General features: G+C 67.0%; 21 protein-coding genes. 17 read left to right on the forward strand and 4 right to left on the reverse strand.

Annotation, left to right across the window (positions count from 1 at the left end; genetic code table 11):
- Positions 1 to 10 precede the first annotated feature (10 nt).
- From U5A65_RS19420 to U5A65_RS19445, 6 genes are all read left to right on the forward strand, one after another.
- On the forward strand, positions 11 to 994 hold the full coding sequence (locus tag U5A65_RS19420; protein ID WP_321947003.1) for a sugar kinase: 984 nt from the start codon (positions 11 to 13) through the stop codon (positions 992 to 994).
- 133 nt (positions 995 to 1,127) lie between these two features.
- Entirely contained in the window at positions 1,128 to 2,411 is a 1,284-nt protein-coding gene (locus tag U5A65_RS19425; RefSeq protein ID WP_321947004.1) for an MFS transporter, read from the forward strand.
- Positions 2,412 to 2,433: 22 nt separating this feature from the next.
- Positions 2,434 to 3,399 (forward strand): D-glycerate dehydrogenase, encoded by a 966-nt coding sequence (locus U5A65_RS19430; RefSeq protein ID WP_321947005.1) that lies wholly within the window; start codon positions 2,434 to 2,436, stop codon positions 3,397 to 3,399.
- A complete protein-coding gene (locus U5A65_RS19435; RefSeq protein ID WP_321934825.1) occupies positions 3,396 to 4,493 on the forward strand; it encodes a substrate-binding domain-containing protein in 1,098 nt (365 codons plus the stop codon). Before U5A65_RS19430 ends, U5A65_RS19435 begins: the two co-directional genes overlap by 4 nt.
- A 161-nt stretch (positions 4,494 to 4,654) precedes the next feature.
- The gene (locus U5A65_RS19440; RefSeq protein WP_321947006.1) at positions 4,655 to 5,467 is read left to right on the forward strand and encodes a YhfC family intramembrane metalloprotease; all 813 of its coding nucleotides are present in this window, start codon (positions 4,655 to 4,657) and stop codon (positions 5,465 to 5,467) included.
- Positions 5,468 to 5,501: 34 nt separating this feature from the next.
- Entirely contained in the window at positions 5,502 to 5,867 is a 366-nt protein-coding gene (locus U5A65_RS19445) for a DUF3022 domain-containing protein (protein ID WP_321934823.1), read from the forward strand.
- An 80-nt stretch (positions 5,868 to 5,947) separates the two neighbouring features.
- On the opposite strand, the gene U5A65_RS19450 is transcribed toward U5A65_RS19445, so the two are convergent.
- Both U5A65_RS19450 and U5A65_RS19455 read right to left on the reverse strand, forming a co-directional pair.
- Positions 5,948 to 6,382 (reverse strand): PGDYG domain-containing protein, encoded by a 435-nt coding sequence (locus tag U5A65_RS19450; RefSeq protein WP_321934822.1) that lies wholly within the window; start codon positions 6,380 to 6,382, stop codon positions 5,948 to 5,950.
- 176 nt (positions 6,383 to 6,558) lie between these two features.
- Positions 6,559 to 7,104 carry a Spy/CpxP family protein refolding chaperone gene (locus tag U5A65_RS19455; RefSeq protein WP_321908628.1) on the reverse strand — a complete coding sequence of 182 codons (546 nt, stop codon included), beginning with the start codon at positions 7,102 to 7,104 and terminating at the stop codon, positions 6,559 to 6,561.
- Positions 7,105 to 7,329: 225 nt separating this feature from the next.
- Between U5A65_RS19455 and U5A65_RS19460 the strand changes: the two genes are divergently transcribed.
- On the forward strand, positions 7,330 to 7,794 hold the full coding sequence (locus tag U5A65_RS19460; protein WP_042265707.1) for an Lrp/AsnC family transcriptional regulator: 465 nt from the start codon (positions 7,330 to 7,332) through the stop codon (positions 7,792 to 7,794).
- A gap of 220 nt (positions 7,795 to 8,014) precedes the next feature.
- Positions 8,015 to 9,118 (forward strand): saccharopine dehydrogenase family protein, encoded by a 1,104-nt coding sequence (locus tag U5A65_RS19465; RefSeq protein ID WP_321908627.1) that lies wholly within the window; start codon positions 8,015 to 8,017, stop codon positions 9,116 to 9,118.
- Positions 9,119 to 9,122: 4 nt separating this feature from the next.
- Here the strand turns inward: U5A65_RS19465 and U5A65_RS19470 are convergent, their stop codons facing one another.
- Positions 9,123 to 9,716, reverse strand: coding sequence for an ATP-binding protein (locus U5A65_RS19470; RefSeq protein WP_321908626.1), 594 nt, complete (start codon positions 9,714 to 9,716; stop codon positions 9,123 to 9,125).
- Positions 9,713 to 9,892, reverse strand: coding sequence for a cytochrome bd-I oxidase subunit CydX (gene cydX, locus U5A65_RS19475; protein ID WP_321934820.1), 180 nt, complete (start codon positions 9,890 to 9,892; stop codon positions 9,713 to 9,715). The genes U5A65_RS19470 and cydX overlap by 4 nt, the downstream gene beginning before the upstream one ends.
- Positions 9,893 to 10,036: 144 nt before the next feature.
- On the opposite strand from cydX, the gene U5A65_RS19480 reads away from it, so the two are divergent.
- From U5A65_RS19480 to U5A65_RS19520, 9 genes are all read left to right on the forward strand, one after another.
- Entirely contained in the window at positions 10,037 to 10,495 is a 459-nt protein-coding gene (locus U5A65_RS19480; RefSeq protein ID WP_321947007.1) for a hypothetical protein, read from the forward strand.
- A 215-nt stretch (positions 10,496 to 10,710) separates the two neighbouring features.
- Positions 10,711 to 11,688, forward strand: a complete 978-nt coding sequence (gene corA / locus U5A65_RS19485) for a magnesium/cobalt transporter CorA (protein ID WP_321947008.1) — start codon at positions 10,711 to 10,713, stop codon at positions 11,686 to 11,688.
- 192 nt (positions 11,689 to 11,880) lie between these two features.
- Positions 11,881 to 12,843 carry a sugar ABC transporter substrate-binding protein gene (locus U5A65_RS19490; protein ID WP_321908620.1) on the forward strand — a complete coding sequence of 321 codons (963 nt, stop codon included), beginning with the start codon at positions 11,881 to 11,883 and terminating at the stop codon, positions 12,841 to 12,843.
- Between the two features lie 282 nt (positions 12,844 to 13,125).
- Positions 13,126 to 14,847, forward strand: a complete 1,722-nt coding sequence (locus U5A65_RS19495; RefSeq protein ID WP_321934818.1) for a sugar ABC transporter ATP-binding protein — start codon at positions 13,126 to 13,128, stop codon at positions 14,845 to 14,847.
- Positions 14,844 to 15,932, forward strand: coding sequence for an ABC transporter permease (locus U5A65_RS19500; protein ID WP_321908618.1), 1,089 nt, complete (start codon positions 14,844 to 14,846; stop codon positions 15,930 to 15,932). Before U5A65_RS19495 ends, U5A65_RS19500 begins: the two co-directional genes overlap by 4 nt.
- Before the next feature lie 138 nt (positions 15,933 to 16,070).
- On the forward strand, positions 16,071 to 17,108 hold the full coding sequence (locus U5A65_RS19505) for a LacI family DNA-binding transcriptional regulator (protein WP_321908617.1): 1,038 nt from the start codon (positions 16,071 to 16,073) through the stop codon (positions 17,106 to 17,108).
- A gap of 49 nt (positions 17,109 to 17,157) precedes the next feature.
- A complete protein-coding gene (rbsK, locus tag U5A65_RS19510) occupies positions 17,158 to 18,099 on the forward strand; it encodes a ribokinase (RefSeq protein ID WP_321947009.1) in 942 nt (313 codons plus the stop codon).
- 193 nt (positions 18,100 to 18,292) lie between these two features.
- Positions 18,293 to 20,071 carry a methyl-accepting chemotaxis protein gene (locus U5A65_RS19515; protein WP_321947010.1) on the forward strand — a complete coding sequence of 593 codons (1,779 nt, stop codon included), beginning with the start codon at positions 18,293 to 18,295 and terminating at the stop codon, positions 20,069 to 20,071.
- A gap of 359 nt (positions 20,072 to 20,430) precedes the next feature.
- Positions 20,431 to 21,192 (forward strand): hydratase, encoded by a 762-nt coding sequence (locus tag U5A65_RS19520; RefSeq protein ID WP_321908614.1) that lies wholly within the window; start codon positions 20,431 to 20,433, stop codon positions 21,190 to 21,192.
- Positions 21,193 to 21,716: the final 524 nt, after the last annotated feature.

Consider the following 21,716-nt stretch of genomic DNA (forward strand, 5'->3'; position numbering starts at 1 on the left):
AACGCATCTCATGACCGCAGCACTCGATGTCATCACCTACGGCGAAGCAATGGCGATGTTCGTCGCTACCGACCCGGGGCCGCTCGCCGAGGTCGCGCATTTTACGAAGCGCGCGGCGGGCGCGGAGCTCAATGTCGCGACCGGCCTCGCGCGCCTCGGCTTCAAGGTGGGCTGGATCAGCCGCGTGGGCGCCGATTCGTTCGGCCAGTTCGTGCGCGACGTGCTCGCGCACGAAGGCATCGACGCGCGCTGCGTGAGCACCGACACGCGCTTTCCGACCGGCTTCCAGCTCAAGTCGAAGAACGACGACGGCAGCGATCCGGCGGTCGAGTATTTCCGCCGCGGATCGGCTGCAAGCAAGCTCTCGGCTTGTGACTATCAGTCCGACTATGTGCTCGGCGCGCGTCATCTGCACCTGAGCGGCGTGGCGCCTGCGATCTCCTCGTCGTCGCGCGAACTGGCTTTCAAGCTTGCACACGAAATGCGGGCCGCGGGCCGCACGATCTCGTTCGATCCGAACCTGCGCCCGACGCTCTGGGGCTCGCAAGCCGAGATGGTCGGCACGCTCAACGAACTCGCGAGTTTTGCCGACTGGGTGCTGCCAGGCGTGGGCGAAGGCCGCGTGCTGACGGGCTCGGACGATCCTGAAGCCATCGCGCAGTTCTATCTTTCGCGCGGCGCGCGCGGCGTGATCGTGAAGCTTGGTGCAGAGGGCGCGTACTACGCCACGGCCGAAGGCGAGCAAGGCCGCGTCGCGGCGCAGCGCGTGGAGCGGGTGGTCGATACCGTGGGCGCCGGCGACGGCTTCGCCGTGGGGGTGGTAAGCGCGCTGCTCGAAGGGCGTGCGCTTGCTGCCGCGGTCGCTCGCGGCAACCGCATCGGCGCGCTGGCCGTGCAGGTGATCGGCGACTCGGAAGGCTTGCCGACGCGCGCGCAGCTCGACGCGCTAGAAGGTGCACAGCAGGCGGGCGCCGCTGCCCCGGCTGCGGTATAGCGGCATCAGCGCGGCACAAGCTGGAACCACGCAGCGCAACGCAACGCGAATTCGCAAGCGCCGCGCCAAATGACATGAGACCAGAGGGCGGCACCACCCGGTACCAAGCCCCCCCGTTCAACTGGAGACACCGATGACCTCAACCTCGCTCGCACCGCGCCGCTGGTGGGCAATCATGCCGATCGTGTTCATCACGTACAGCCTGGCCTACCTCGACCGCGCCAACTACGGCTTCGCCTCGGCGGCGGGCATCAACCGCGATCTCGGTATCAGCCCAGGGCTTTCGTCGCTGATCGGCGCGCTGTTCTTCCTCGGCTATTTCTTCTTCCAGCTGCCGGGCGCCATGTATGCCGAGCGGCGCAGCGTGCGCACGCTCGTGTTCGCGAGCCTCGTGCTGTGGGGCGGCTGCGCGGCGCTCACGGGCGTCGTCACGAACATCCCGTCGCTCATGGCGATCCGCTTCGTGCTTGGCGTGGTCGAAGCGGCCGTGATGCCCGCCATGCTCATCTTCATCAGCAACTGGTTTACGAAGTCCGAGCGCTCGCGCGCCAACACGTTCCTGATTCTCGGCAACCCGGTCACTGTGCTGTGGATGTCGGTCGTCTCGGGCTATCTCGTGCATGCGTTCGGCTGGCGTCACATGTTCATCGCCGAAGGCGCGCCGGCTGTTTTGTGGGCCGTTTGCTGGTGGTTCCTCGTGCGCGACAAGCCCGCACAGGTGACCTGGCTCTCCGACGATGAAAAGCGCGCGCTCGACGCCGCGATGCGCGCCGAGCAGGCCGCCATCAAACCGGTGCGCAACTACGCCGAGGCGTTCCGCACGCCCGCCGTGATGCTGCTATCCGCGCAGTACTTCTGCTGGAGCATTGGCGTGTATGGCTTCGTGCTGTGGCTGCCTTCGATCGTGAAAAATGGCTCGGCGCTCGGCATGGTCGAAACGGGCTGGCTCTCCGCGGTGCCGTATCTTGCGGCGACCATCGCGATGCTCGCCGCCTCGTGGGCCTCGGACAAGCTCGACAATCGCCGCGCCTTCGTGTGGCCGTTCCTGCTGGTCGGCGCGCTCGCTTTTGCCGGCTCTTACGCGCTCGGCTCGACGCACTTCTGGATTTCGTACGCGCTGCTCGTCGTAGCCGGCGCGGCGATGTACGCGCCGTATGGCCCGTTCTTCGCGATCGTGCCGGAACTGCTGCCGAAGAACGTGGCCGGCGGCGCCATGGCGCTCATCAACAGCATGGGCGCCCTCGGCTCGTTCGTCGGCTCGTACGTGGTCGGCTATCTGAATGGCGCGACGGGCTCGCCTGCGGCATCCTATGCGTTCATGAGCGTGGCGCTCCTCGTTTCGGTGGGCCTCACGCTCGCCGTGAAGCCGCAGCGCGTCGCCGCCCGTGCTTATGTATCGCCGGCTCACGGAAAATAACGTCTCTTTATCCAGCGCACTTATGAAGCCGAAAATCGTTGTCTACAAAGCCGTGCCCGCCGATGTCGCCGACTACCTGCGCGAGCACGCCGACCTGATCGAAGTCGACGCCGACCAGCCCGGTGCACTCGCCGCCGCGCTAAAAGACGCCGACGGCGCGATCGGCGCGAGCGTAAAGATCACGCCGGCGATGCTGGAAGGCTCGCGCGTGAAGGCGCTCTCCACGATCTCCGTGGGCTACGACCAGTTCGACGTGCCCGATCTCACGAAGCGCGGCATCGTGCTGGCCCATACGCCCGACGTGCTGACTGAATCGACGGCCGATACCGTGTTCTCGCTCATCCTCGCGAGCGCGCGCCGCGTGGTCGAACTGGCCGACTGGGTGAAGGCGGGCCACTGGAAGGGCAGCATCGGCGCGCCGCAATTCGGCGTGGAAGTGCAGGGCAAAACGCTCGGTATCGTGGGGCTCGGGCGCATTGGCGGCGCCGTTGCGCGGCGCGCGGCGCTCGGCTTCAACATGAAGGTGCTCTACACGAACCGCAGTCCGAACGAGGCGGCCGAGCGCAACTATGGCGCGCGCCGTGTCGAACTCGACGAACTGCTCGCAAGCTCGGACTTCGTCTGCCTCCAGGTGCCGCTCACCGACGCCACGCGACACCTGATCGGCGCGGAGCAACTGCAGAAGATGAAGAAGAGCGCGATTCTGATCAACGCGTCGCGCGGTGCGACGGTGGACGAGCCAGCGCTGATCGCGGCGCTCGAAGCGGGCACGATTCACGGCGCGGGCCTCGACGTGTTCGAGCGCGAGCCGATCGATCCCGCGTCGCCTCTGCTGCGTATGCCGAACGTCGTGGCGCTGCCGCACATCGGCTCGGCCACGCACGAGACGCGTCACGCAATGGCGCGCTGCGCGGCGCAGAACCTCGTCGCGGCGCTCGCCGGCACGCTCGACGTGAACGTCGTCAACCGCGAAGTGCTCGCGCGATGAATATGGCTGCGGGCGGCGCGACGCGTTCGCACAACGGCGATGACGCGGAAAAGGACGCTGCGGCCACGGCGCCGCGCCGCGCGACCATCAGCGACGTGGCGCGTGAAGCGGGCACGGGCAAGACCAGCATTTCGCGCTATCTGAACGGCGAGCTGAGCGTGCTGTCGCCCGACCTGCGCGCGCGCATCGAAGCGGCGATCGAGCGGCTCGACTATCGCCCCAACCAGATGGCGCGTGGCCTCAAGCGCGGCCGCAACCGTCTGCTGGGCCTCTTGCTCGCCGATCTCGCCAATCCGTATTCGGTGGAGATCCTGCAGGGCGTGGAGGAGGCGTGTCACGCGCTCGGCTACATGCCGCTTATTTGCCACGCGGCGAACGAAATCGACATGGAGCGGCGCTATCTGCAACTGCTGACCACGTATCGCGTGGAAGGCGTGATCGTCAATGCACTCGGCGTGCGTGAATCGATGCTGAAGCCCGTGGCGAGCGGCGGCATTCCGGCCGTGCTGATCGACCGTACCGTCGACGGTCTCGATGCGGATATGGTCGGCCTCGACAATGCGGCAGCCGTGCGCCTTGGCACGGAGCACTTGCTTGCGCGCGGCTACGACGACATCGTGTTCGTCGTGCAGCCGTTCGAGCAGGTGAGTTCGCGGCGCGAGCGTGAAGCGGCGTTTCGCGAGTCGATGCAGGCGACGAAGGGCGCGGCGCGTGGCCTCACGCACGTGCTCGATCTGCACGACGAAGCGGCCGTGCAAGCCGCGCTCGCGGCGCTCGACGCCCATGTGGCCGAGGCGCTCGCGCGCGGGGCGCGCTGCGCGCTGTTCGCAGCCAACGCGCCGGTCGCGCTGCGCCTGGCCTTGCATCTGAAGGCGGCGCTTGGTGCGCAGTGGCAGCAGCGCGTGGCGCTAGTCTCCATCGACGATCCGGAGTGGGCCGAGCTTGCCGGCATCACCACGATCCGCCAGCCCACGCGCGAAATCGGCTATCGCGCCGTGGAGTTTCTGCACGAGCGCATCGAAGGCGCGGCACCCAAGGCCCGCGCGGCGGCGTTCGAGGGCGAGCTGGTGGTGAGGGCTTCGACGCTCGGGTGACTGCGGCGCTATCCCCCCAGCACGTTTTGCGGGTTGAATGAGCGCTTCCACGGCACGATTCCCAGGCCTGCGCGCAGCCGGGCCTGCGCGCAGGCGCCAATATCTGCGATCATTCGGGCTGCGGCGCGCGTACGTGCGTGCCGAACGTCATAAGGAAGCCCATGTCCGTAGCCCCGATCACGCTCGTCTGCCTTTCGCTCGCGACGCTGTTCGTCGCCGCCTTGCCCGTATCGCTCTATCGCCGGCTGCGCGCGCCATTCGCGCTCGACTGGCGCGATACGATCGCGGGCGTCGCCGTCTTCGCCTTCTTCGCGACCGTGATCGAGCGCGCCATCAACGACTACATGCTGCACGAGAACGCCGCCGCCGCGCAGGTGCTCGCCAATCCCGCTTTCTTCGTGCTGTACGGCGCGCTCATCGCGGGCGTGTGCGAGGAGGTCGGCCGCTATATCGCCATGCGGATCATCGCGCGCCGCCGCGGCGCGCGCAAGCCCAATACCCCCGCGGACGGCGCGGCGTTCGGCTACGGCATCGGCCATGCGGGCGCGGAGGCGTGGTTCGTCGGCGTGCTCGTGCAACTGCAGTGGATCGTGTTTTCGGTGCTCGCCAATCGTGGCGATCTCGACGAGCATCTCTCCAACCTCACGATGGACTCGGTCTTGCGCGTGCATCTGATTCTCGCGAGCCTCTCTCCGCTTTTCGCGGGCGTGTTCGCGCTCGAGCGTACGGCCGCATTCGTATTTCAGATTGGGTTGTCGGTGCTGATGTGGCGCGGCGTGCGCGCGGGATGGCGGGGGATTCTGCCGCTCGCGATCTTGGCGCACGCGCTCATCGACGTGCCTGCGGCGATGTATCAGGCGCGTCTCGCGCCGCTCGTCGTCGTGGATGCTGTGTATGCGGTGGCGGCTCTCGTGGTCGCCGTCGTGCTTTTCAGAACGTGCCGCGCTGAGCGGCGCGTCGCGCGCGCGGCTTGAGGCCGCGCGTTTCACTCTCATTTTTCTGGCGTCAATGGAAGCCTATTTGTTTGAATGCGCGAGCCCCGATTTCGACGAACTCGCCCGCGTGATCGCCGACATCTTTCCCGAGCAGACGCGCTTTGCCGAAGAGCCGAACGAAAACGGCGTGCCGCAACTGGTCGTGCACTGGGTGGCGATGCGCTTTGGCTCGAAGGCGCGCCGCATGGCGCTTACGGTCGCGATCGCGCCTGCAGCGCTCGCGCGCTATCGCGCGTTGCCGCCGCGGCTGCGCGGGCGTAGCTTCGCGGTATTGCGAGCCTATGTGGAGGCGACGATCGAATCGCTCGAGGAACAGCACGCGAAGGGCGAAGAGGTGCCGCACGAGGTAACGATCGCGCTGGACGAAGAGTTTGCGTAAAGGATGAAGAGGACGAAGACGCGACGACTTGGCGGCGAAGCGCGGGGCGCACTGCGCCCCGTTCAGCGTTGTCCTGAAGCTCAGCTGGCGAGCTTGTAGACCTTGGCGAAACGCGCGGCCTGCACAACGCCATAGTCGCCGGGCGCGTATTGCATGACCCAGTCGCCAGCCACGCCGCTCAGGCGATCGCCGCCGGCCGAACGCACGAGCGTAAACGGCTCGTCCATACGCCTGGCGAGCACCACGACCTGGTGGTTGCGATACGCGCCGGCTTCGCCGTGGGCGAGGGTGTCGCTCGCCGGCAGGTACTTCGCATCGAACCGGTCGCGAGATACGACCCAGCGATCGCCGGTCGAACCGGTGATGATGGCGTCGCCCGGGGCATAACGGTTCGGGCCTTCCAGGCTCATCAGTTCGCCGGCAGCGGCTGCGAACTCGACGCTCACGGTTTCGTCCTTGACTACGCGCTGTGCGGCAGGGTCGACGCGCAGGTCGAGTTGGGTCAGTTCAATCATGGCGGCAGCAGCGGACCTGCTTCACAAGAATCGGGTTCCAAAGAAACGACGGCCGGGCGAAACTGCCCGGCCGTCGCGCGGTCCGCAAGGGTACCCTGGATCGCGCCGCCGCGCACGCCTTGGAGCGTGGCCCGTTCGACGGGTGCCCTTACTGTGCCTTTTTGCGGGACGCGGCGTTACTGCGCGGCCGGCGTGCTGGCCGCTTCGCCCTCGCCTGGCGCTGCTTCCGCGGACGGCTTCGCCTTACCCTTGTGCTTCGGCTTCATCGGCTTGCCCGACGGGCCATGCTCGCTGCCGTGGCGGAAGGTCTGGTCGGCGAGCTTCTTTTGCTCGGGCGAGAGGCTCGTGTAAAGCGGCTCGAACGCCGTGACGAGCTTTTGCATGTCGTCGGCGTGGGCCTGCGAGATTTGCGCGTACTGCTTCATGTCATCTAGCGCGTTGCGCGTGCTCTCGCCCTCCATGCGCTGCTTGTAGAGGCCGGCCATGGTCTGGCCGTTGCTGCGCATGACATCGGCGAACGTCTTCCATTGCGGCTCTTGCTCGGGCGTGATCTTGAGCTGCGTATGCAGCCACGTGATGCGCTCCTCGACACGCTGCTGATGCTGCGCGGCGCGCACGTCGGCGCTCGATGCGGCCGAGGCTGCGGCGGCCGGAGCGGCGCTTTGTGCAAATGCGCCGCTCATCGAGAGCGTGGCGGCAAGGATGACGAAAGCTTTCTTCATTGTGACTCCTTGAATCATTTCGTAGCGGGTAGCACGGCCAGATCGGCTGCAGCCGTTATTAGTACCACGTTCTCGCTACACGACGGCCCGGCTGCGACACTTGCTTACAAACGAAACGCGTGGAAATACCCGTCGCGCATGGCTTGCACGCCGCGACCGCCGCTCGGCCGGCGAGCCGCGCGCGATAATGACGCCGTTCAGACCTCTCGAAGAGACCACCGCCCGATGAGACCTCCGCGCCTCGATCAACTCGACGACCTAGACCGCAGCCTCGTTGCGCTGCTGCAGGAAAACGCGCGCGAAAGCGTCGCGAATCTCGCACGGCGCCTGGGCGTCGCGCGCACCACGGTGCTTGCACGCATCGAGCGTCTCGAGCGCACGCAGGTGATCGCCGGCTACGGCGTGCGTCTCGGCCAGGACGTGCTCGACGCGAGCTTGCAGGCGTGGGTCGGGCTCATCATCGCGCCGCGCCACGGGCCCGATGTGCAAAAGCGCCTCGGCAAGATGCCCGAAGTGCAGTTGCTGTGCGCCGTGAGCGGCGAGTACGACTACGTGGCGTGGCTGCGCGCCGATTCGCCCGACCGCCTCAACGACCTGCTCGATCAGATCGGCGGCATCCCGGGCGTGGAGCGCACGACCACCTCCATCGTGCTCGCACGCAAGGTCGATCGCGGCTCCGTGACGGGCTGAGTGACGGGCGAAATGCGGACCAAACGGGAGGCTGGACGACGGGGTTTGCCGCATCGAAATTGACCGTTTTCGTCATTTCGACGAAATGTATCGTCATAATGACGAAAACCACGGTCTAAACGCATCGTTTTGTGTCTATGAACCGTTTTTGTCTCTCCCTAGACTGTGTTTGAGCGGGCGCTGCCCATCCCCAAGCATAGAAAACCAAAGGAGATGACACATGAAAGTTGCGATTGCAGGCGCCGGCCTGATCGGCCACACCATTGCCCACATGCTGCGCGAGAGCGGCGACTACGAAGTGGCTGCCTTCGACCGCGATGCGAAGGCGCTCGAACCGCTCGCCGCGCAGGGCATTCCCACCGCGCGTGTCGATTCCGGTGACGCTGCCGCGTTGCGCGGCGCGCTCGAAGGCTACGACGTGCTCATCAACGCGCTGCCGTATTACCTGGCGGTGAACGTCGCCTCGGCGGCCAAGGGCGCGGGCGTCCATTACTTCGATCTGACCGAGGACGTGCGCGCGACTCACGCGATCCGCGCGCTGGCCGAAGGCTCGGATCATGTCTTCATGCCGCAATGCGGTCTCGCGCCCGGCTTCATCGGCATTGCGGCGCATGCGCTCGCGAGCCGCTTCACCGAGATCCGCGACGTCAAGATGCGCGTGGGCGCGCTGCCGCAGTTCCCCACCAACGCGCTCAAGTACAACCTCACCTGGAGCGTGGACGGCCTCATCAACGAGTATTGCCAGCCGTGCGAAGCGATCCGCGATAGCCGCACGCAGTGGGTGCAGCCGCTCGAAGGCCTCGAGCATTTCTCGCTCGACGGCGTGGAGTACGAAGCCTTCAATACCTCCGGCGGTTTGGGCACGCTTTGCGAAACGCTTTCGGGCAAGGTTGAATCGCTCGACTACAAGTCGGTACGCTATCCGGGGCATCGCGCACTCATGCAGTTCCTGCTCGAAGACCTGCGTCTTTCGAGCGACCGCGACACGCTCAAGTCCATCATGCGGCGCTCGGTGCCCGCCACGGAGCAGGATGTCGTGCTCATCTTCATGACCGTGACCGGCATGCGCGACGGCAAGCTCGTTCAGGAAGTGTTCACGCGCAAGATCTTCGCGAAGACGGTGTGCGGCGTGCCCATGAGCGCGATCCAGATCACCACGGCCGGCGCCATGTGTGCGGTGCTCGACCTGTTCCGCGAGCAGCGTCTGCCGCAAGCCGGGTTCGTGCGCCAGGAGCAGGTGTCGCTTCAGCAGTTCCTTGCGAACCGCTTTGGTCAGGTGTACGAAGGCGCGACGCTCGACAGCCGCGCAAAGGTGGCGGCCTGACGTTTCAGGTCGATGCCGTTGCCGACACGATGCGCTGGAGCAGCGCGTCGTAGTCGGCCGCGGCGGGCGCGGTGTTGTCGAAGAGGAGAAGGCCGTCGAGTTGCTCGCCCGACGGCATGAAACGCCGCTGCCGGTATTCGTCCCAATGAGCGAGCTTGTAGGCATCGATGGGATGGGCGCGCGCGACGATGCGCGCGTGCGCCGTTTCCTCGCTCGTATGCACCCACACCACGGTGAGCCCCACATCCGGACCGACGCCAAGCCACGCGCGGTCGAACAGCTTGCGCTCGCGCACTTCGCGCGACAGCGGGCCGACCAGGAGCGCATTTACGCCAAGCTCGAGGTTTTCGCGGGCGGTGTCGATGAGCCCCCGGTACTCGGGTTCGCGAAAATGCTGCAGGAAGAGCGGGCTGTCGCGATCGTTCGGGTCGTGCGTGAGCGCACCCATCGCGGCGGCGCTATAGCCGCCGTAGAGCGTGTCTTTGTCCAGCAGGCAGAAGGGTTCACCAGTCTCGCGAGCGAGCGGGGCGAACAGCCGTTTGGCGAGCGATGTTTTGCCGGCGCCGGCGTGGCCACAGAAGAACACCAGTCTTGTCACGGGCGGCGTGCCTCGCCGCGTGTAGTGCCGGCGTCTGCCGGCGGGGTCTTTTCCGGGCCGTCCTGTTCGGAGCCGTGCCCGTTCAGGAATCTACCGTTGGCGTCGAGCCACATCACGTTGATGATGCCAAAGCCGAGCGCAACGCCAATGCCGAGGATCCACGAGAAGTACCACATGGCCGCTGCCTCCTCTTTGTGCAGGTTGCGAGCGCTGCCGCGCATTCCCCGAAGCATATAACATCGATGATCGATCTGGCGCCCGTACGTATATGATGAGCGCGAACCAGAAGCCTCGCCTCGTAAAACAAGGGGAAAGCGCCTATGCCGCTGATACCGCCGCGCAGGTCGATTGCGAGCATCGCCGCCACCGGCGCGTTGGTAACCGCGTTAGTAACCGTGTTCGCGCTCGGCGGCTGCGCCGAGGAGCCGGCGCCGCCTGTGCCATTCAAGCCCGTGCCGGCCGAGCGCATTCTGAAGCCGGGCTACACCGAGCCCGGCGAGGGCCTCGTGGCCGTGGACGTGCGCCGCGAGCGCACCCGCAACGTCATCGTCAAATTCCGCGATGCGCCCGTCTACATCGACGGCGAGCGCGTCACCGACCTGATGGACGGCGAGCACGTCACGTTCTACCTGAAACCGGGCGTGCACCGCATTGCCGTGACGACGCAGTTCGATCCCGTGATCGAGCTGCGCTTCCTCGTGGACCCGCGCTACACCAACCGCGCGAGCGTCACATTCGACAAGAATGACCGCATCGGCATCCGCCGCGTCGCGCAGTAGGCCGGGCGCCTCCCGCCAGTTCGCCACCGCCGCCGCACCGCGGGCACGGGCAGTGCTGTCACGCGGCAGTTCGGCGCGCGAAACGGGCGCTAGCCACAGGCGAGCCGCTCGGGAACCTCGTCCAGACGCCGCCGGTCAACGGAACGCCTTACACTTGGCAACCGGTGCAACTCGAAGCGGCGCGGGCGCGACCCGCCGCGCGGAAGAAAAGAAACATGCTAATCAACTGCGTCGCGTATCAAGGCGGCAAAAAACTGGCCGACGTCTCCGTCGAGGCCATCAGCGACTATCTGGCGAAGCCCGAGTGTTTCGTGTGGGTCGCGCTCAAGGACCCCGACGCGGGCGAAATGGCGGCGATGAAGGAGGAGTTCGGCCTCCATGCGCTCGCCATCGAAGACGTGATGAACGGCAACCAGCGGCCGAAGATCGAGGAATACGGCAACACGCTCTTTTGCGTGCTCCACACGCTCGAGCTCGACGACGACGGCGAAGTCATCACCGGCCAGGTGAACGTATTCGCCGGCCCCAATTTCGTGCTCTCGGTGCGCCACCGCGCGCAGCAGGGCTTCACCGACGTGCGCGCGCGCTGCGAGCGCGAGCCCGACCTGCTGCGCGAAGGCTCGGGCTTCGTGCTCTACGCGCTCATGGACAGCGTGGTCGACCGCTACGCGCCGGTGCTCGAAAGGCTCGCTGCCGAAATCGAGGAACTGGAGGACCGTATCTTCGAGAAGCACGATCTCGCGGGCTCGCGGGCGATCATCGAAGATCTCTATTCGCTCAAGCGCCGCCTCGTGATCCTCGCGCATCACGTCACGCCGCTCGTCGATGCCGTCGGCAAGCTCGTGGGCGGCCGCATCCCGCAAATCTGCGCGGGCATGCAAGCGTATTACCGCGACGTGTACGACCACCTCGTGCGCGTGTCGAACATGATCGACGCGCGCCGCGAAATGATCGTCACGGCCATCCAGGTGAACCTCGGCATGATCTCGCTCGCGGAAAACGAAGTCACGAAGCGGCTCGGCTCGTTCGCCGCGCTGTTCGCGGTGCCGACAATGATTGCGGGTATCTATGGGATGAACTTCGAGCATATTCCCGAGCTACATTTCAGGTTCGGCTACCAGATCTGTCTCGGCGCCATGCTCGTGCTCGACATCTTCCTGTTTTTCCTGTTTCGCCGCATTAACTGGCTCTAATGTCGGGCGGGTGAGCTTCGGGTTGCTGCGCTGCCGCATCGATACCCGGGGCGGGTGCCTCAGTCTGGCACCCGAGTGGCACCTGAGTTGACATCGTTCAGCGCCTGCGCCGAGAATGGGCCGGCAGAAAACGTTTGCGCATAACCAGAAAGCAGGGCCCAGCCGGGCCCGACAAACCGGAGACTCCCTGAAATGAACTCCCGCATTCGCCGCCGCATCCTCCTCGCCGCCAGCGCGCTCGCCACCACCGCCGTGACAGGCGCCTTGCCGCTCGCCGCGCGCGCGCAGGCGCCTCACAAGCCGAAGGTCGCGCTCGTCATGAAGTCGCTCGCCAACGAGTTCTTCCTCACCATGGAGACCGGCGCGAAGGAGTACCAGAAGCACAACGCCTCCGAGTTCGATCTCATCACCAACGGCATCAAGAACGAGACCGACACCGCCGCGCAAATCCAGATCGTCGAGCAGATGATCGTCTCGAAGGTCGATGCCATCGTGCTCGCGCCCGCCGACTCCAAGGCGCTCGTGCCGGTCGTGAAGAAGGCCGTGGACGCGGGCATCATCGTCGTGAACATCGACAACAAGCTCGACGCCGACGTGCTCAAGTCCAAGGACCTGAACGTGCCGTTCGTCGGGCCGGACAACCGCAAGGGCGCGCGCCTCGTGGGCGACTACCTCGCCAAGCGCCTGAAGTCGGGCGACCAGGTGGGCATCGTCGAAGGCGTTTCCACGACGACCAACGCGCAGCAGCGCACCGCGGGCTTCAAGGACGCGATGGACGCCGTGGGCGCGAAGATCGTCTCGACGCAGTCGGGCGAGTGGGAGATCGACAAGGGCAACGCCGTCGCTTCCGCCATGCTCAACGAATACCCCGACATCAAGGCGCTGCTGTGCGGCAACGACAACATGGCCATCGGCGCCGTGTCGGCCGTGCGCGCGGCGGGCAAGCAGGGCAAGGTGTACGTGGTCGGCTACGACAACATCGACGCCATCAAGCCGATGCTCAAGGACGGCCGCGTGCTCGCCACCGCCGACCAGTACGCGGCCAAGCAGGCCGTGTTCGGCATCGACACCGCCTTGAAGGCGCTCAAGGAGCACAAGAAGCAGTCGGATCTGTCGGGCATCGTCGAAACGCCCGTGGTGCTCGTCACGAAGTAGGCTGCGCGACGCCTGCCGTGGCCGGCGAGGGCGCCGATGTGCGCCGCCACGGCGGTATTTGTTCACCGAACTCAATAAACGCTCAAGAATCTCGCCGGGCGGCCGTTATTTGTACCGGGATGGCCGCATGGGCGGCCGTCTTCCGCCGGGTCGCGAATCGCTGCCCGGCGCGCCGTCCGATGACGCTCTACCGGAGCGCCACGGCGGCGCGGACCCGCAGTATCCGGGCGGCGCTCCCTACCGGTTGAACCCGGCGGCGCGGCTCGCGACTACAGGATCGTGATGGATGCAAATGTCCCCGACGTAGCGTCACCTGCGCCCGCCGTGCTTTCGGTCACGGGCGTCGGGAAGACCTACGAGCAGCCGGTGCTCGCCGACGTCAGCCTCGCGCTGCACGCCGGCGAAGTGCTTGCGCTCACGGGGGAAAACGGCGCGGGCAAGAGCACGCTCTCGAAGATCGTGAGCGGACTGACGGCGCCGAGTGCGGGCAGCATGACGCTGATGGGCCGGCCCTACGCCCCGGCGAGCCGCCGCGAAGCCGAGGCGCTCGGCGTGCGCATGGTCATGCAGGAGCTGAACCTGCTGCCCACGCTCACCGTCGCGGAGAATCTTTTTCTGGACCGCCTGCCGCAGTCGGGGCCGCTGCGGTTCGGCTGGATCGACCGCAAGCGGCTGCGTGACGATGCGCGGGCCGCGATGGCGCAGGTCGGGCTCGAGGCGATCGATCCCGACACGCCGGTGGGGGAGCTTGGCATCGGGCATCAGCAGCTCGTGGAGATCGCGCGCAACCTGATCGGCAGCGCCGATGGTGCCAGTGGTGCCGATGGTGCTCATCGCAGCGACATGCGCGTGCTGATCCTCGACGAGCCCACGGCCATGCTCACGGCTCGCGAAGTCGAGCTGCTGTTCGAGCAGATCGCACGGCTGAAGGCGCGCGGCGTGGCGCTGGTCTACATCTCGCACCGGCTCGAAGAACTCGAGCGCATTGCACAGCGCGTCGCGGTACTGCGCGACGGCAAGCTCGTGCGCGTGGACGCCATGGCGAACCTCACGCCGGAGCGCATCGTCGCGCTGATGGTGGGCCGCGAGCTTGGCGAGCGCATCGATCTGGGGCAGCGGCGCATCGGTGCGCCGCTTTTGAAGGTTGAAGGGCTCACGCGTGCGAAGGCCGTGCGCGACGTATCGTTCGAGGTGCGCGCAGGCGAGATTTTCGGCGTTTCGGGGTTGATCGGCGCTGGCAGGACGGAGCTGATGCGGCTCATCTACGGCGCTGACCGCATGGAGCGCGGCACGGTGGCGCTGGCGCCCACGCCGGGCGCGACGCCCGCGCCGGTGCAGATCGCTTCGCCCGCCGACGCGGTACGGCTTGGCATCGCGCTCATCACCGAGGACCGCAAGGGCGAAGGGCTGCTGTTGCCGCAGCCGCTCGCCGCGAACGTGACGCTTGGCAACGTGGGCGCGGTGTCGCGCTACGGCGTCGTGGACGCGGCGCGCGAGAACACGCTCGCGCGCACACAGATCGACGCGCTACGCATCCGCACGTCCGGGCCCGCACAGCCGGTGGGCGAGCTTTCGGGCGGCAACCAGCAGAAGGTCGTGATCGGCCGCTGGCTCGCGCGCGACATCACGCAGTCGATGCGCGTCGTGCTGTTCGACGAGCCTACGCGCGGGATCGACGTCGGTGCGAAGTTCGACATCTACGCGCTGATGGGCGCGCTCGCGCGCGAAGGCCGCGCGCTCGTGGTGGTGTCGAGCGACCTGCGCGAGCTGATGCTGATCTGCGACCGCATCGGCGTGATGTCGGCGGGGAAGATGACGGCGATCTACGGGCGCGATGAATGGAGTCAGGACAAGTTGCTGGCCGCCGCCTTCGCGGGACTGCGCGCCGAGGATGCGCTCGTTGCCGACGCGGCGGATCTGCCCGACATGGGTGATGTGCCGCCACACGCAGGAACGCGCAAGCTGCAGGAACGAAACGACGACCCACGAGGGAGCGCTTCATGACGAACGACCCGTTGCGCGGGCAACCGTCGCCTCAGCGCGACGAAAACGTCGGGGGAACCCGTTCGGCCAAAATCGCGCCGGCCGCCGCGCCTGAGTCGGCGCCGCATGCGGTGCAGGCGAGCGGCAAGCCCGCGGGTACGCGCTTTGGCTTTTCGAACTACCTGGGCCTCGCGCTCGCGCTGATCGCGATGGTCGTATTGTTCTCGCTGTTGAGTTCGCACTTCCTCACGTACGATACGTTCAGCACGATCGCGAACCAGATTCCCGATCTCGTGGTGATGGCCGTGGGCATGACCTTCGTGCTGATCATCGCGGGCATCGATCTTTCGGTGGGCTCGGTGCTCGCGCTCGGCGCTTCGGTGGTGAGCGTGGCGTCGCTCAAGTGGGGTTGGGGCGCGCTGCCGGCGGCGCTGCTCGGGCTGGTTGCCGCGGCGGCTACGGGCACGCTCACCGGCGCGGTGACGGTGGGCTGGCGCATCCCGTCGTTCATCGTCTCGCTCGGCGTGCTCGAGGCGGCGCGCGGGCTGGCGTATCAGATGACGAATTCGCGCACGGCGTATATCGGCGACGCGTTCGACTTTCTCTCGAACCCGATCGCATTCGGCATTTCGCCGGCGTTCCTGATCGCGGTGGCGGTGATGGTGATCGCGCAGCTGACGCTGACGCGCACGGTGTTCGGACGCTATCTGATTGGTATCGGTACCAACGAGGAGGCGGTGCGCCTCGCGGGTGTCGATCCGCGGCCGTACAAGGTGATCGTGTTCGCGTTGATGGGCGCGCTTTCGGGCCTCGCGGCGCTCTTTCAGATCTCGCGCCTCGAAGCCGCCGATCCGAACGCGGGTGTCGGGCTGGAGCTGCAGGTGATCGCGGCGGTGGTGATCGGCGGGACGAGTCTGATGGGCGGGCGCGGCTCGGTCATCAGCACGTTCTTCGGCGTGCTGATCATCTCGGTGCTGGCCGCGGGGCTCGCGCAGATCGGCGCGAACGAGCCCACCAAGCGCATCATCACCGGCGCGGTGATCGTGGTGGCGGTCGTGCTCGACACGTACCGCAGCAGGCGAAGTCGTAGAAGCAGCAGGACATAACAAATTTTTCGAGGGCGCGGTCCGCAACGCAGCGCGGGCCGTCGGGAATGACCGGGCAAGCGTCGCCAGACCATACCAACAACGGGCGCGCAGAGAGCCGGCAGCAACAGGCAGCGAAAAAGCAGGAGCAACATAAAGATGGCGACGATCAAGGATGTGGCCGCCGTGGCGGGGGTATCTTTCACGACGGTGTCGCATGTGGTGAACAATTCGCGTCCGGTGTCGGCGGACGTGCGGGCCAAGGTCGAGCGCGCGATCCGCGACCTGAACTACGTGCCGTCGGCGGTGGCTCGCTCGCTCAAGGCGCGCGCCACGGCGACCGTAGGGCTGCTCGTGCCGAACGGCACGAACCCATACTTCGCCGAGCTAGCGCGCGGCGTCGAGGACGCCTGCGCGCGCAAGGGCTACTGCGTGTTCTTCTGCAACTCCGACGACGACCCGGACAAGCAGCGCAGCTATCTGCGCGTGCTGCAGGAAAAGCGCATCGACGGCCTCATCGTCGCCTCGGCCGGTGACGACGCCGTGCTCGCTTCGACGCTCGCCGACACCCGCGAGCCAATCGTCGTCATCGACCGCAACATCGAGGGGCTCGACGCCGATCTCGTGCAGATCGACCACGAGCGCGGCGCCTGGATCGCCACGCGCCATCTGCTCGAACTCGGGCACTCGCGCATCGGCTGCATCACCGGGCCGGTCACGACTGCGGTAAGCGCGATGCGCATGCACGGCTTCTTGCGCGCCATGTCGGAGCGCGGCGTGGAGATCGCGCCCGGTGCGATCGTCGAAGCTGACTTTTCCGGTGCGGGCGGCTACCGCGCGGCGGCACAACTGTTCGACAGCGTGCGGCCGACCGCGATCTTCGCCGGCAACGACATGATGGGCATCGGCGCCTTGCGCGCGGCCGCCGAGCGCGGGTTGCGCGTGCCGGGCGACTGTTCGATCATCGGCTTCGACGATATCGAGCTTGGCAACTTCACGTGGCCCGCGCTTTCGACCGTCGGACAGCCGGCGCGCGCGCTCGGCGACATGGCGGCGCTCACGCTGATCGAGCGCATTGCGAGCACGCGCGAGGAAGGCGCGACGGCGCGCCGCCGCGTGATGCCGCCCACGCTCTTCGCCCGCGAATCGACGGGGCCCTGGGTCGGCGCAGAGGAATACGCGCCGCTCGCGGCCTGAGGCAGGGCAGCCGCACCCAAGGCGCGCAAGCCGCCATCAAGGAGGCATCGTGACGACTGACGCAGCAAAGCCGGCCGGCGCGCGCGCTCGCGTGGCCGTGGTCGGCAGCCTGAACATGGATCTCGTCGCGCGTGCGCCGCGTCTGCCGGCTCCCGGCGAGACGCTCGCGGGCAGTGCGTTTGCGCAGGTCGCGGGCGGCAAGGGCGGCAATCAGGCGGTGGCCGCGGCGCGCCTCGGCGCCCAGGTGGCCATGGTCGGGCGCGTAGGCGCCGACAGCAACGGCGAAGTCCTGCGCGCGGGCCTGGCGGCGGAGGGGATCGACTGCGGCGCGCTCGAAACGTCGCCTGGTGCGCCAACCGGCGTGGCGCTGATCACGGTCGACGACGCGAGCCAGAACGCCATCGTCATCGTGGCGGGCAGCAACGGCGAAGTCACGCCAGAGACGATCGCGCGACACGAGGCCGTGCTCGCGCAGGCCGACGTCGTGGTCTGCCAGCTCGAAACGCCCCCGGACGCCGTGGCGGCCGCGCTCGCCACCGCCCGTCGGCTCGGCAAGATCACCATCCTCAATCCAGCGCCCGCTACGGGGCCGCTGCCCGCGCAGTGGCTTGCGCTCATCGACTACCTCGTGCCGAACGAACTGGAGGCCACGGCACTCACCGGCTTGCCCGCGAGCACCCCCGAAGCCGCCGCGCGCGCGGCGTCGGCGCTGCACGAGGCGGGCGCGCGCAACGTGCTGGTGACGCTCGGGGCGCAGGGCGTATGCGCGCTGCTAGAAGGCGCGGCGCCAGTTCATCTGCCCGCGCCGCGCGTAGATGCCGTCGATACGACGGCGGCCGGCGACACCTTCATCGGTGCATTGGCCGCGCGCCTCGCCGCAGGCGAAGCTGCGCTCGAAGCCGTTGCGTTCGCATTGCGCGCGGCGTCGGTTTCCGTCACGCGCGCGGGCGCACAACCCTCCATTCCGACGCTCGCCGAACTCGCCGGCTGAGCGAGTTTGCGCGTCTGGCAGACCTGGCCGGACCTAGCGCCGGCTATTCGCGCTGCGCATGAATGGTTTTCACTAATACTTCATACGATATACAGATTTCAAGACCATGAAATCCCGTGCCGTAAACGCTTGTTAGAGGAGCAACTCTATGTCGGGCGCTGGGCCCGATCACACTACAAGCATTGGGGGAGTCATGGGCAAGGGCATCAGTATCAAGGCGCGCATTGGCATCACAATGGGTTTTCTGGCGACGTTGATCGTCGTGATCAGCGCGGTCGGATTGCTCGGTCTCACGCGTTCGAACGACGCGTATCGCGAGACCTTCACCGACCAGATGCCCAGTTCGCATGCGGTCAACCTGGCTGAGATCTATGCGGCGCGCGAGCGGCTCGCACTCGACCGGGCCGCCTTCGAACTGGGTACGCCGGACGCCGCCGCGACGATCGAGCGGGCGCGTATGCTGCGCGGCATGTCGGACGACTACTGGAAGAAGTACATGGCCTTGCCGCGCGTCGGCGAGGAAGCGCGCCTCGCTCAGGACGTCGCCGCCCGGCGCGAAGCCCTGCACCAGATTGCGGACCAGTTCTCGACCACGGTCCAGTCGGGTGACCAGGCGAAAGTCACGGCGGGCGCCAAAGCGCTCAAGGAAGCCTACGACGGGCTCTCGAAGGCCGACGCCGTGCTCGACAAGTTCCAGATGACGCAGGCGCAACTGGGTTTCGACGACGCCCAGGCCGCGTTCTCGCAACTGCGCATTGCGTGCATTGCCGCGCTGCTGGTGGGCATCGGCGCTGCCGCTTATTCATTCTTCTCGCTGCGCCGCGCCATTGCCGAGCCGCTCGGCGAAGCGCTCGGCGCCTTCCATGCGATCGCCGCGGGCGACCTGCGCCGGCCCGTGGTCGTGCGCCGCAACGACGAAATGGGCGAACTGCTCGGCGGCGTCGCGCAGATGCAGCGCAGCCTCACCGAAACGGTGCGCTCGGTGCGCTCGGGCACCGAATCGATCGCCACGGCCACGCGCGAGATTGCCGCGGGCAATCTCGACCTGTCGTCGCGCACCGAAGAGCAGGCCTCGGCGCTCCAGGAGACGGCCTCGAGCATGGAACAGCTCACCGGCACCGTGAAACAGAACGCCGACAACGCCCGCCAGGCCAGCGCGCTCGCCGCCAACGCCTCGGAAATCGCCAACAAGGGCAGTTCGGTCGTCAATCAGGTGGTCGGCACGATGGGCGACATCAACGACAGCTCCGCGAAGATCGCCGACATCATCACGATCATCGAAGGCATCGCGTTCCAGACCAACATCCTGGCGCTCAACGCGGCCGTCGAAGCGGCGCGCGCGGGCGAGGAGGGCCGCGGTTTCGCCGTGGTGGCGGGCGAAGTGCGCAGCCTTGCACAGCGCTCGTCGGCGGCGGCCAAGGAGATCAAGGGGCTCATCGACACTTCGGTCGAGCGCGTGCAGGCGGGGTCGGCGCTCGTTGACGAAGCAGGGCGCACGATGACCGAGATCATCGCCGCAGTGCAGCGCGTGACCGACATCATGGGCGAGATTGCGGCGGCTTCCCAGGAGCAGTCGGGCGGCATCGACCAGGTCGCGCGCGCGGTCACGCAGATGGACGAGGTGACCCAGCAGAACGCGGCGCTCGTCGAGGAGGCGGCGGCCGCGGCGCAGTCGCTCGAGGACCAGGCGGGACGCCTGCGCGAAGCCGTAGCGGTGTTCAGCCTCGACGAAGCGGCGCTCGGCGCGGCCCCGGCGCAGACGGCGCGGGCAGCTGCCCGGTCACCTTCTGCGGCCCGTTCTGTTGCGCGCCCGGCACCGGCCGCCGCAGCGTCTGCCGCCGCGCCAAAGCGCTCGCCGCGTGGCGCCCCCGCCGCCGCCCAGCCGGCCGCGCGGCCGGCTGCCGCCGCGAGCGCACCCGTGAACGCGCAGGCAGCGGGCGCGGGCGCGAACGGCGATTGGGAGACCTTCTGAAGCCATTTTTGTCAGGGGCGGACCGTCCCTGTGCCTGAGAGCCAGCCGCTGCGCCGCAGCGGCTTTTTTTTCGCCTTTGGCCCCGATGTGCGGCTCCGCCATGCGCCATGCGCGCGCCGTTACGGTACATTGTCAGCCGTGTCATCTGCGCGGCCCGGTCGGCGCGCTACACTGCGGCGCCCAGCGGTGCCCGCGAGTGGCATGGCGTCGCGCTGGACGGCTCAGCCCGCGCACACGCTCACGCGCGGACCGCACGGGGTGGCGCCGCAGGGCAAGGGAGGGCGCATCGCGCCACGCAGCACGGATTGCGCCGGCATCGACCGCCGGCGCCGCATGACAGCACAAACAAGGAACCCGACATGACGCATGACGATCTCGCGCAACGCCTCGTGAATGCGCGCCGGCATCATCATCTGATCGAAACCCTGGAACCCGAGCGCGTGCCGCCGGACGCGGCCACGGCCTACGCGATCCAGCAGGCGGTGCTCGCCGGGCTCGAAACGACCACGGGCGGCTGGAAGGTCGGCGCGCGCGCGCCGGGCGGCCCCGCTTCCGGCGCCCCGATCCCGGCGCCGCTCGTGCACGCCTCGCCGGCGCGCTTCGAGCGCCGCCACTTCTTCCGCGTGCTCGTGGAACTGGAGATCGCGTTTCGTTTTTCGGAACCGATCGTCCCGCGCGCCGAAGCCTATGCGCGCGACGAAGTGCTTGCGCGTGTGGGGCAGATTCTCCCGGCCATCGAGATCGTCGATAGCCGCTTCGCGCAGTGGCCCAACGTCGCGCCGCTCGCCCAGCTCGCCGACGCGCAGAACAATGGCGCACTCGTGACCGGGCACGCGCTGCCGTACGCCGCACTGGCCCGCGCGCTCGATTTCGTCGCTCCCGAGCTCGAACTGACGTTCGACGGCGCCTCGCTCGTGCCGGAGGCGCCAGGCAACCCTGCCGGCGATCCGCGCGAATTGCTCGTCTGGTTCGTCAATCATTGCGCTGCGATGGGCATCACGATCGAGCCCGAATGGACGATTACGACCGGTACCTATGTTGGAGCGCACCGCATCGACAAGCCCGGCCTTCTGCACGGCCACATCGACGGGTTAGGGGAAGTCGAAGTCGAATTTGTCTAGGTCGCGCGGGTGCGCACGCTGTAACAATCGTACCTGTCATATTGGCTCTAATGAACAGCCGCCGCGCGCATTGCGCGGCGGCTTTATTTTTTTGTGCGCATTGCGCGCCTCATGGGTGTAAACCTGGCAACCTGTCACGCGCGTCATCATCATTGTGCGCGCGCGTCGTTCGAACGCAGCGGGGAAAACCACTACTGTCAACAGGGCTTGTCAACGCCGGCTCGCATACGCGCAAGAATGCGCGGCAGGTCACCGACGCTGGCGAAATCGACGCGTAAAACGGGAAAAAAATCGCATTGACGCGTGCTCACAACAATGGCGCGGCAGCGCGCAATACGAGCGCGCCATGTGGGCACGCGAACAAATCGTAACGAGTGGCTGTGCACCGGCGCTTCGCTGGTGCGTTTGATGAAGAGGCGCTGCGTATGCCGTAACGCCGGACCGGGCGGGAAACAAGGCGAAAACCGGTCGAATGTCAGGTAAGAGGACGGGTTGCTGCGACCGCTCAGCGCGAGAGATTTGGG

The organism is Paraburkholderia sp. J10-1 (assembly GCF_905220165.1).
Lineage (GTDB): Bacteria > Pseudomonadota > Gammaproteobacteria > Burkholderiales > Burkholderiaceae > Paraburkholderia.

Bases quoted from the DNA above. Each gene is read 5' to 3' on its own strand.
- U5A65_RS19420 (WP_321947003.1), top strand. From the start codon at position 11: ATGACCGCAGCACTCGATGTCATCACCTACGGCGAAGCAATGGCGATG.
- U5A65_RS19425 (WP_321947004.1), top strand. From the start codon at position 1,128: ATGACCTCAACCTCGCTCGCACCGCGCCGCTGGTGGGCAATCATGCCG.
- U5A65_RS19430 (WP_321947005.1), top strand. From the start codon at position 2,434: ATGAAGCCGAAAATCGTTGTCTACAAAGCCGTGCCCGCCGATGTCGCC.
- U5A65_RS19435 (WP_321934825.1), top strand. From the start codon at position 3,396: ATGAATATGGCTGCGGGCGGCGCGACGCGTTCGCACAACGGCGATGAC.
- U5A65_RS19440 (WP_321947006.1), top strand. From the start codon at position 4,655: ATGTCCGTAGCCCCGATCACGCTCGTCTGCCTTTCGCTCGCGACGCTG.
- U5A65_RS19445 (WP_321934823.1), top strand. From the start codon at position 5,502: ATGGAAGCCTATTTGTTTGAATGCGCGAGCCCCGATTTCGACGAACTC.
- U5A65_RS19450 (WP_321934822.1), bottom strand. From the start codon at position 6,382: ATGATTGAACTGACCCAACTCGACCTGCGCGTCGACCCTGCCGCACAG.
- U5A65_RS19455 (WP_321908628.1), bottom strand. From the start codon at position 7,104: ATGAAGAAAGCTTTCGTCATCCTTGCCGCCACGCTCTCGATGAGCGGC.
- U5A65_RS19460 (WP_042265707.1), top strand. From the start codon at position 7,330: ATGAGACCTCCGCGCCTCGATCAACTCGACGACCTAGACCGCAGCCTC.
- U5A65_RS19465 (WP_321908627.1), top strand. From the start codon at position 8,015: ATGAAAGTTGCGATTGCAGGCGCCGGCCTGATCGGCCACACCATTGCC.
- cydX (WP_321934820.1), bottom strand. From the start codon at position 9,892: ATGTGGTACTTCTCGTGGATCCTCGGCATTGGCGTTGCGCTCGGCTTT.
- U5A65_RS19480 (WP_321947007.1), top strand. From the start codon at position 10,037: ATGCCGCTGATACCGCCGCGCAGGTCGATTGCGAGCATCGCCGCCACC.
- corA (WP_321947008.1), top strand. From the start codon at position 10,711: ATGCTAATCAACTGCGTCGCGTATCAAGGCGGCAAAAAACTGGCCGAC.
- U5A65_RS19490 (WP_321908620.1), top strand. From the start codon at position 11,881: ATGAACTCCCGCATTCGCCGCCGCATCCTCCTCGCCGCCAGCGCGCTC.
- U5A65_RS19495 (WP_321934818.1), top strand. From the start codon at position 13,126: ATGGATGCAAATGTCCCCGACGTAGCGTCACCTGCGCCCGCCGTGCTT.
- U5A65_RS19500 (WP_321908618.1), top strand. From the start codon at position 14,844: ATGACGAACGACCCGTTGCGCGGGCAACCGTCGCCTCAGCGCGACGAA.
- U5A65_RS19505 (WP_321908617.1), top strand. From the start codon at position 16,071: ATGGCGACGATCAAGGATGTGGCCGCCGTGGCGGGGGTATCTTTCACG.
- U5A65_RS19515 (WP_321947010.1), top strand. From the start codon at position 18,293: ATGGGCAAGGGCATCAGTATCAAGGCGCGCATTGGCATCACAATGGGT.
- U5A65_RS19520 (WP_321908614.1), top strand. From the start codon at position 20,431: ATGACGCATGACGATCTCGCGCAACGCCTCGTGAATGCGCGCCGGCAT.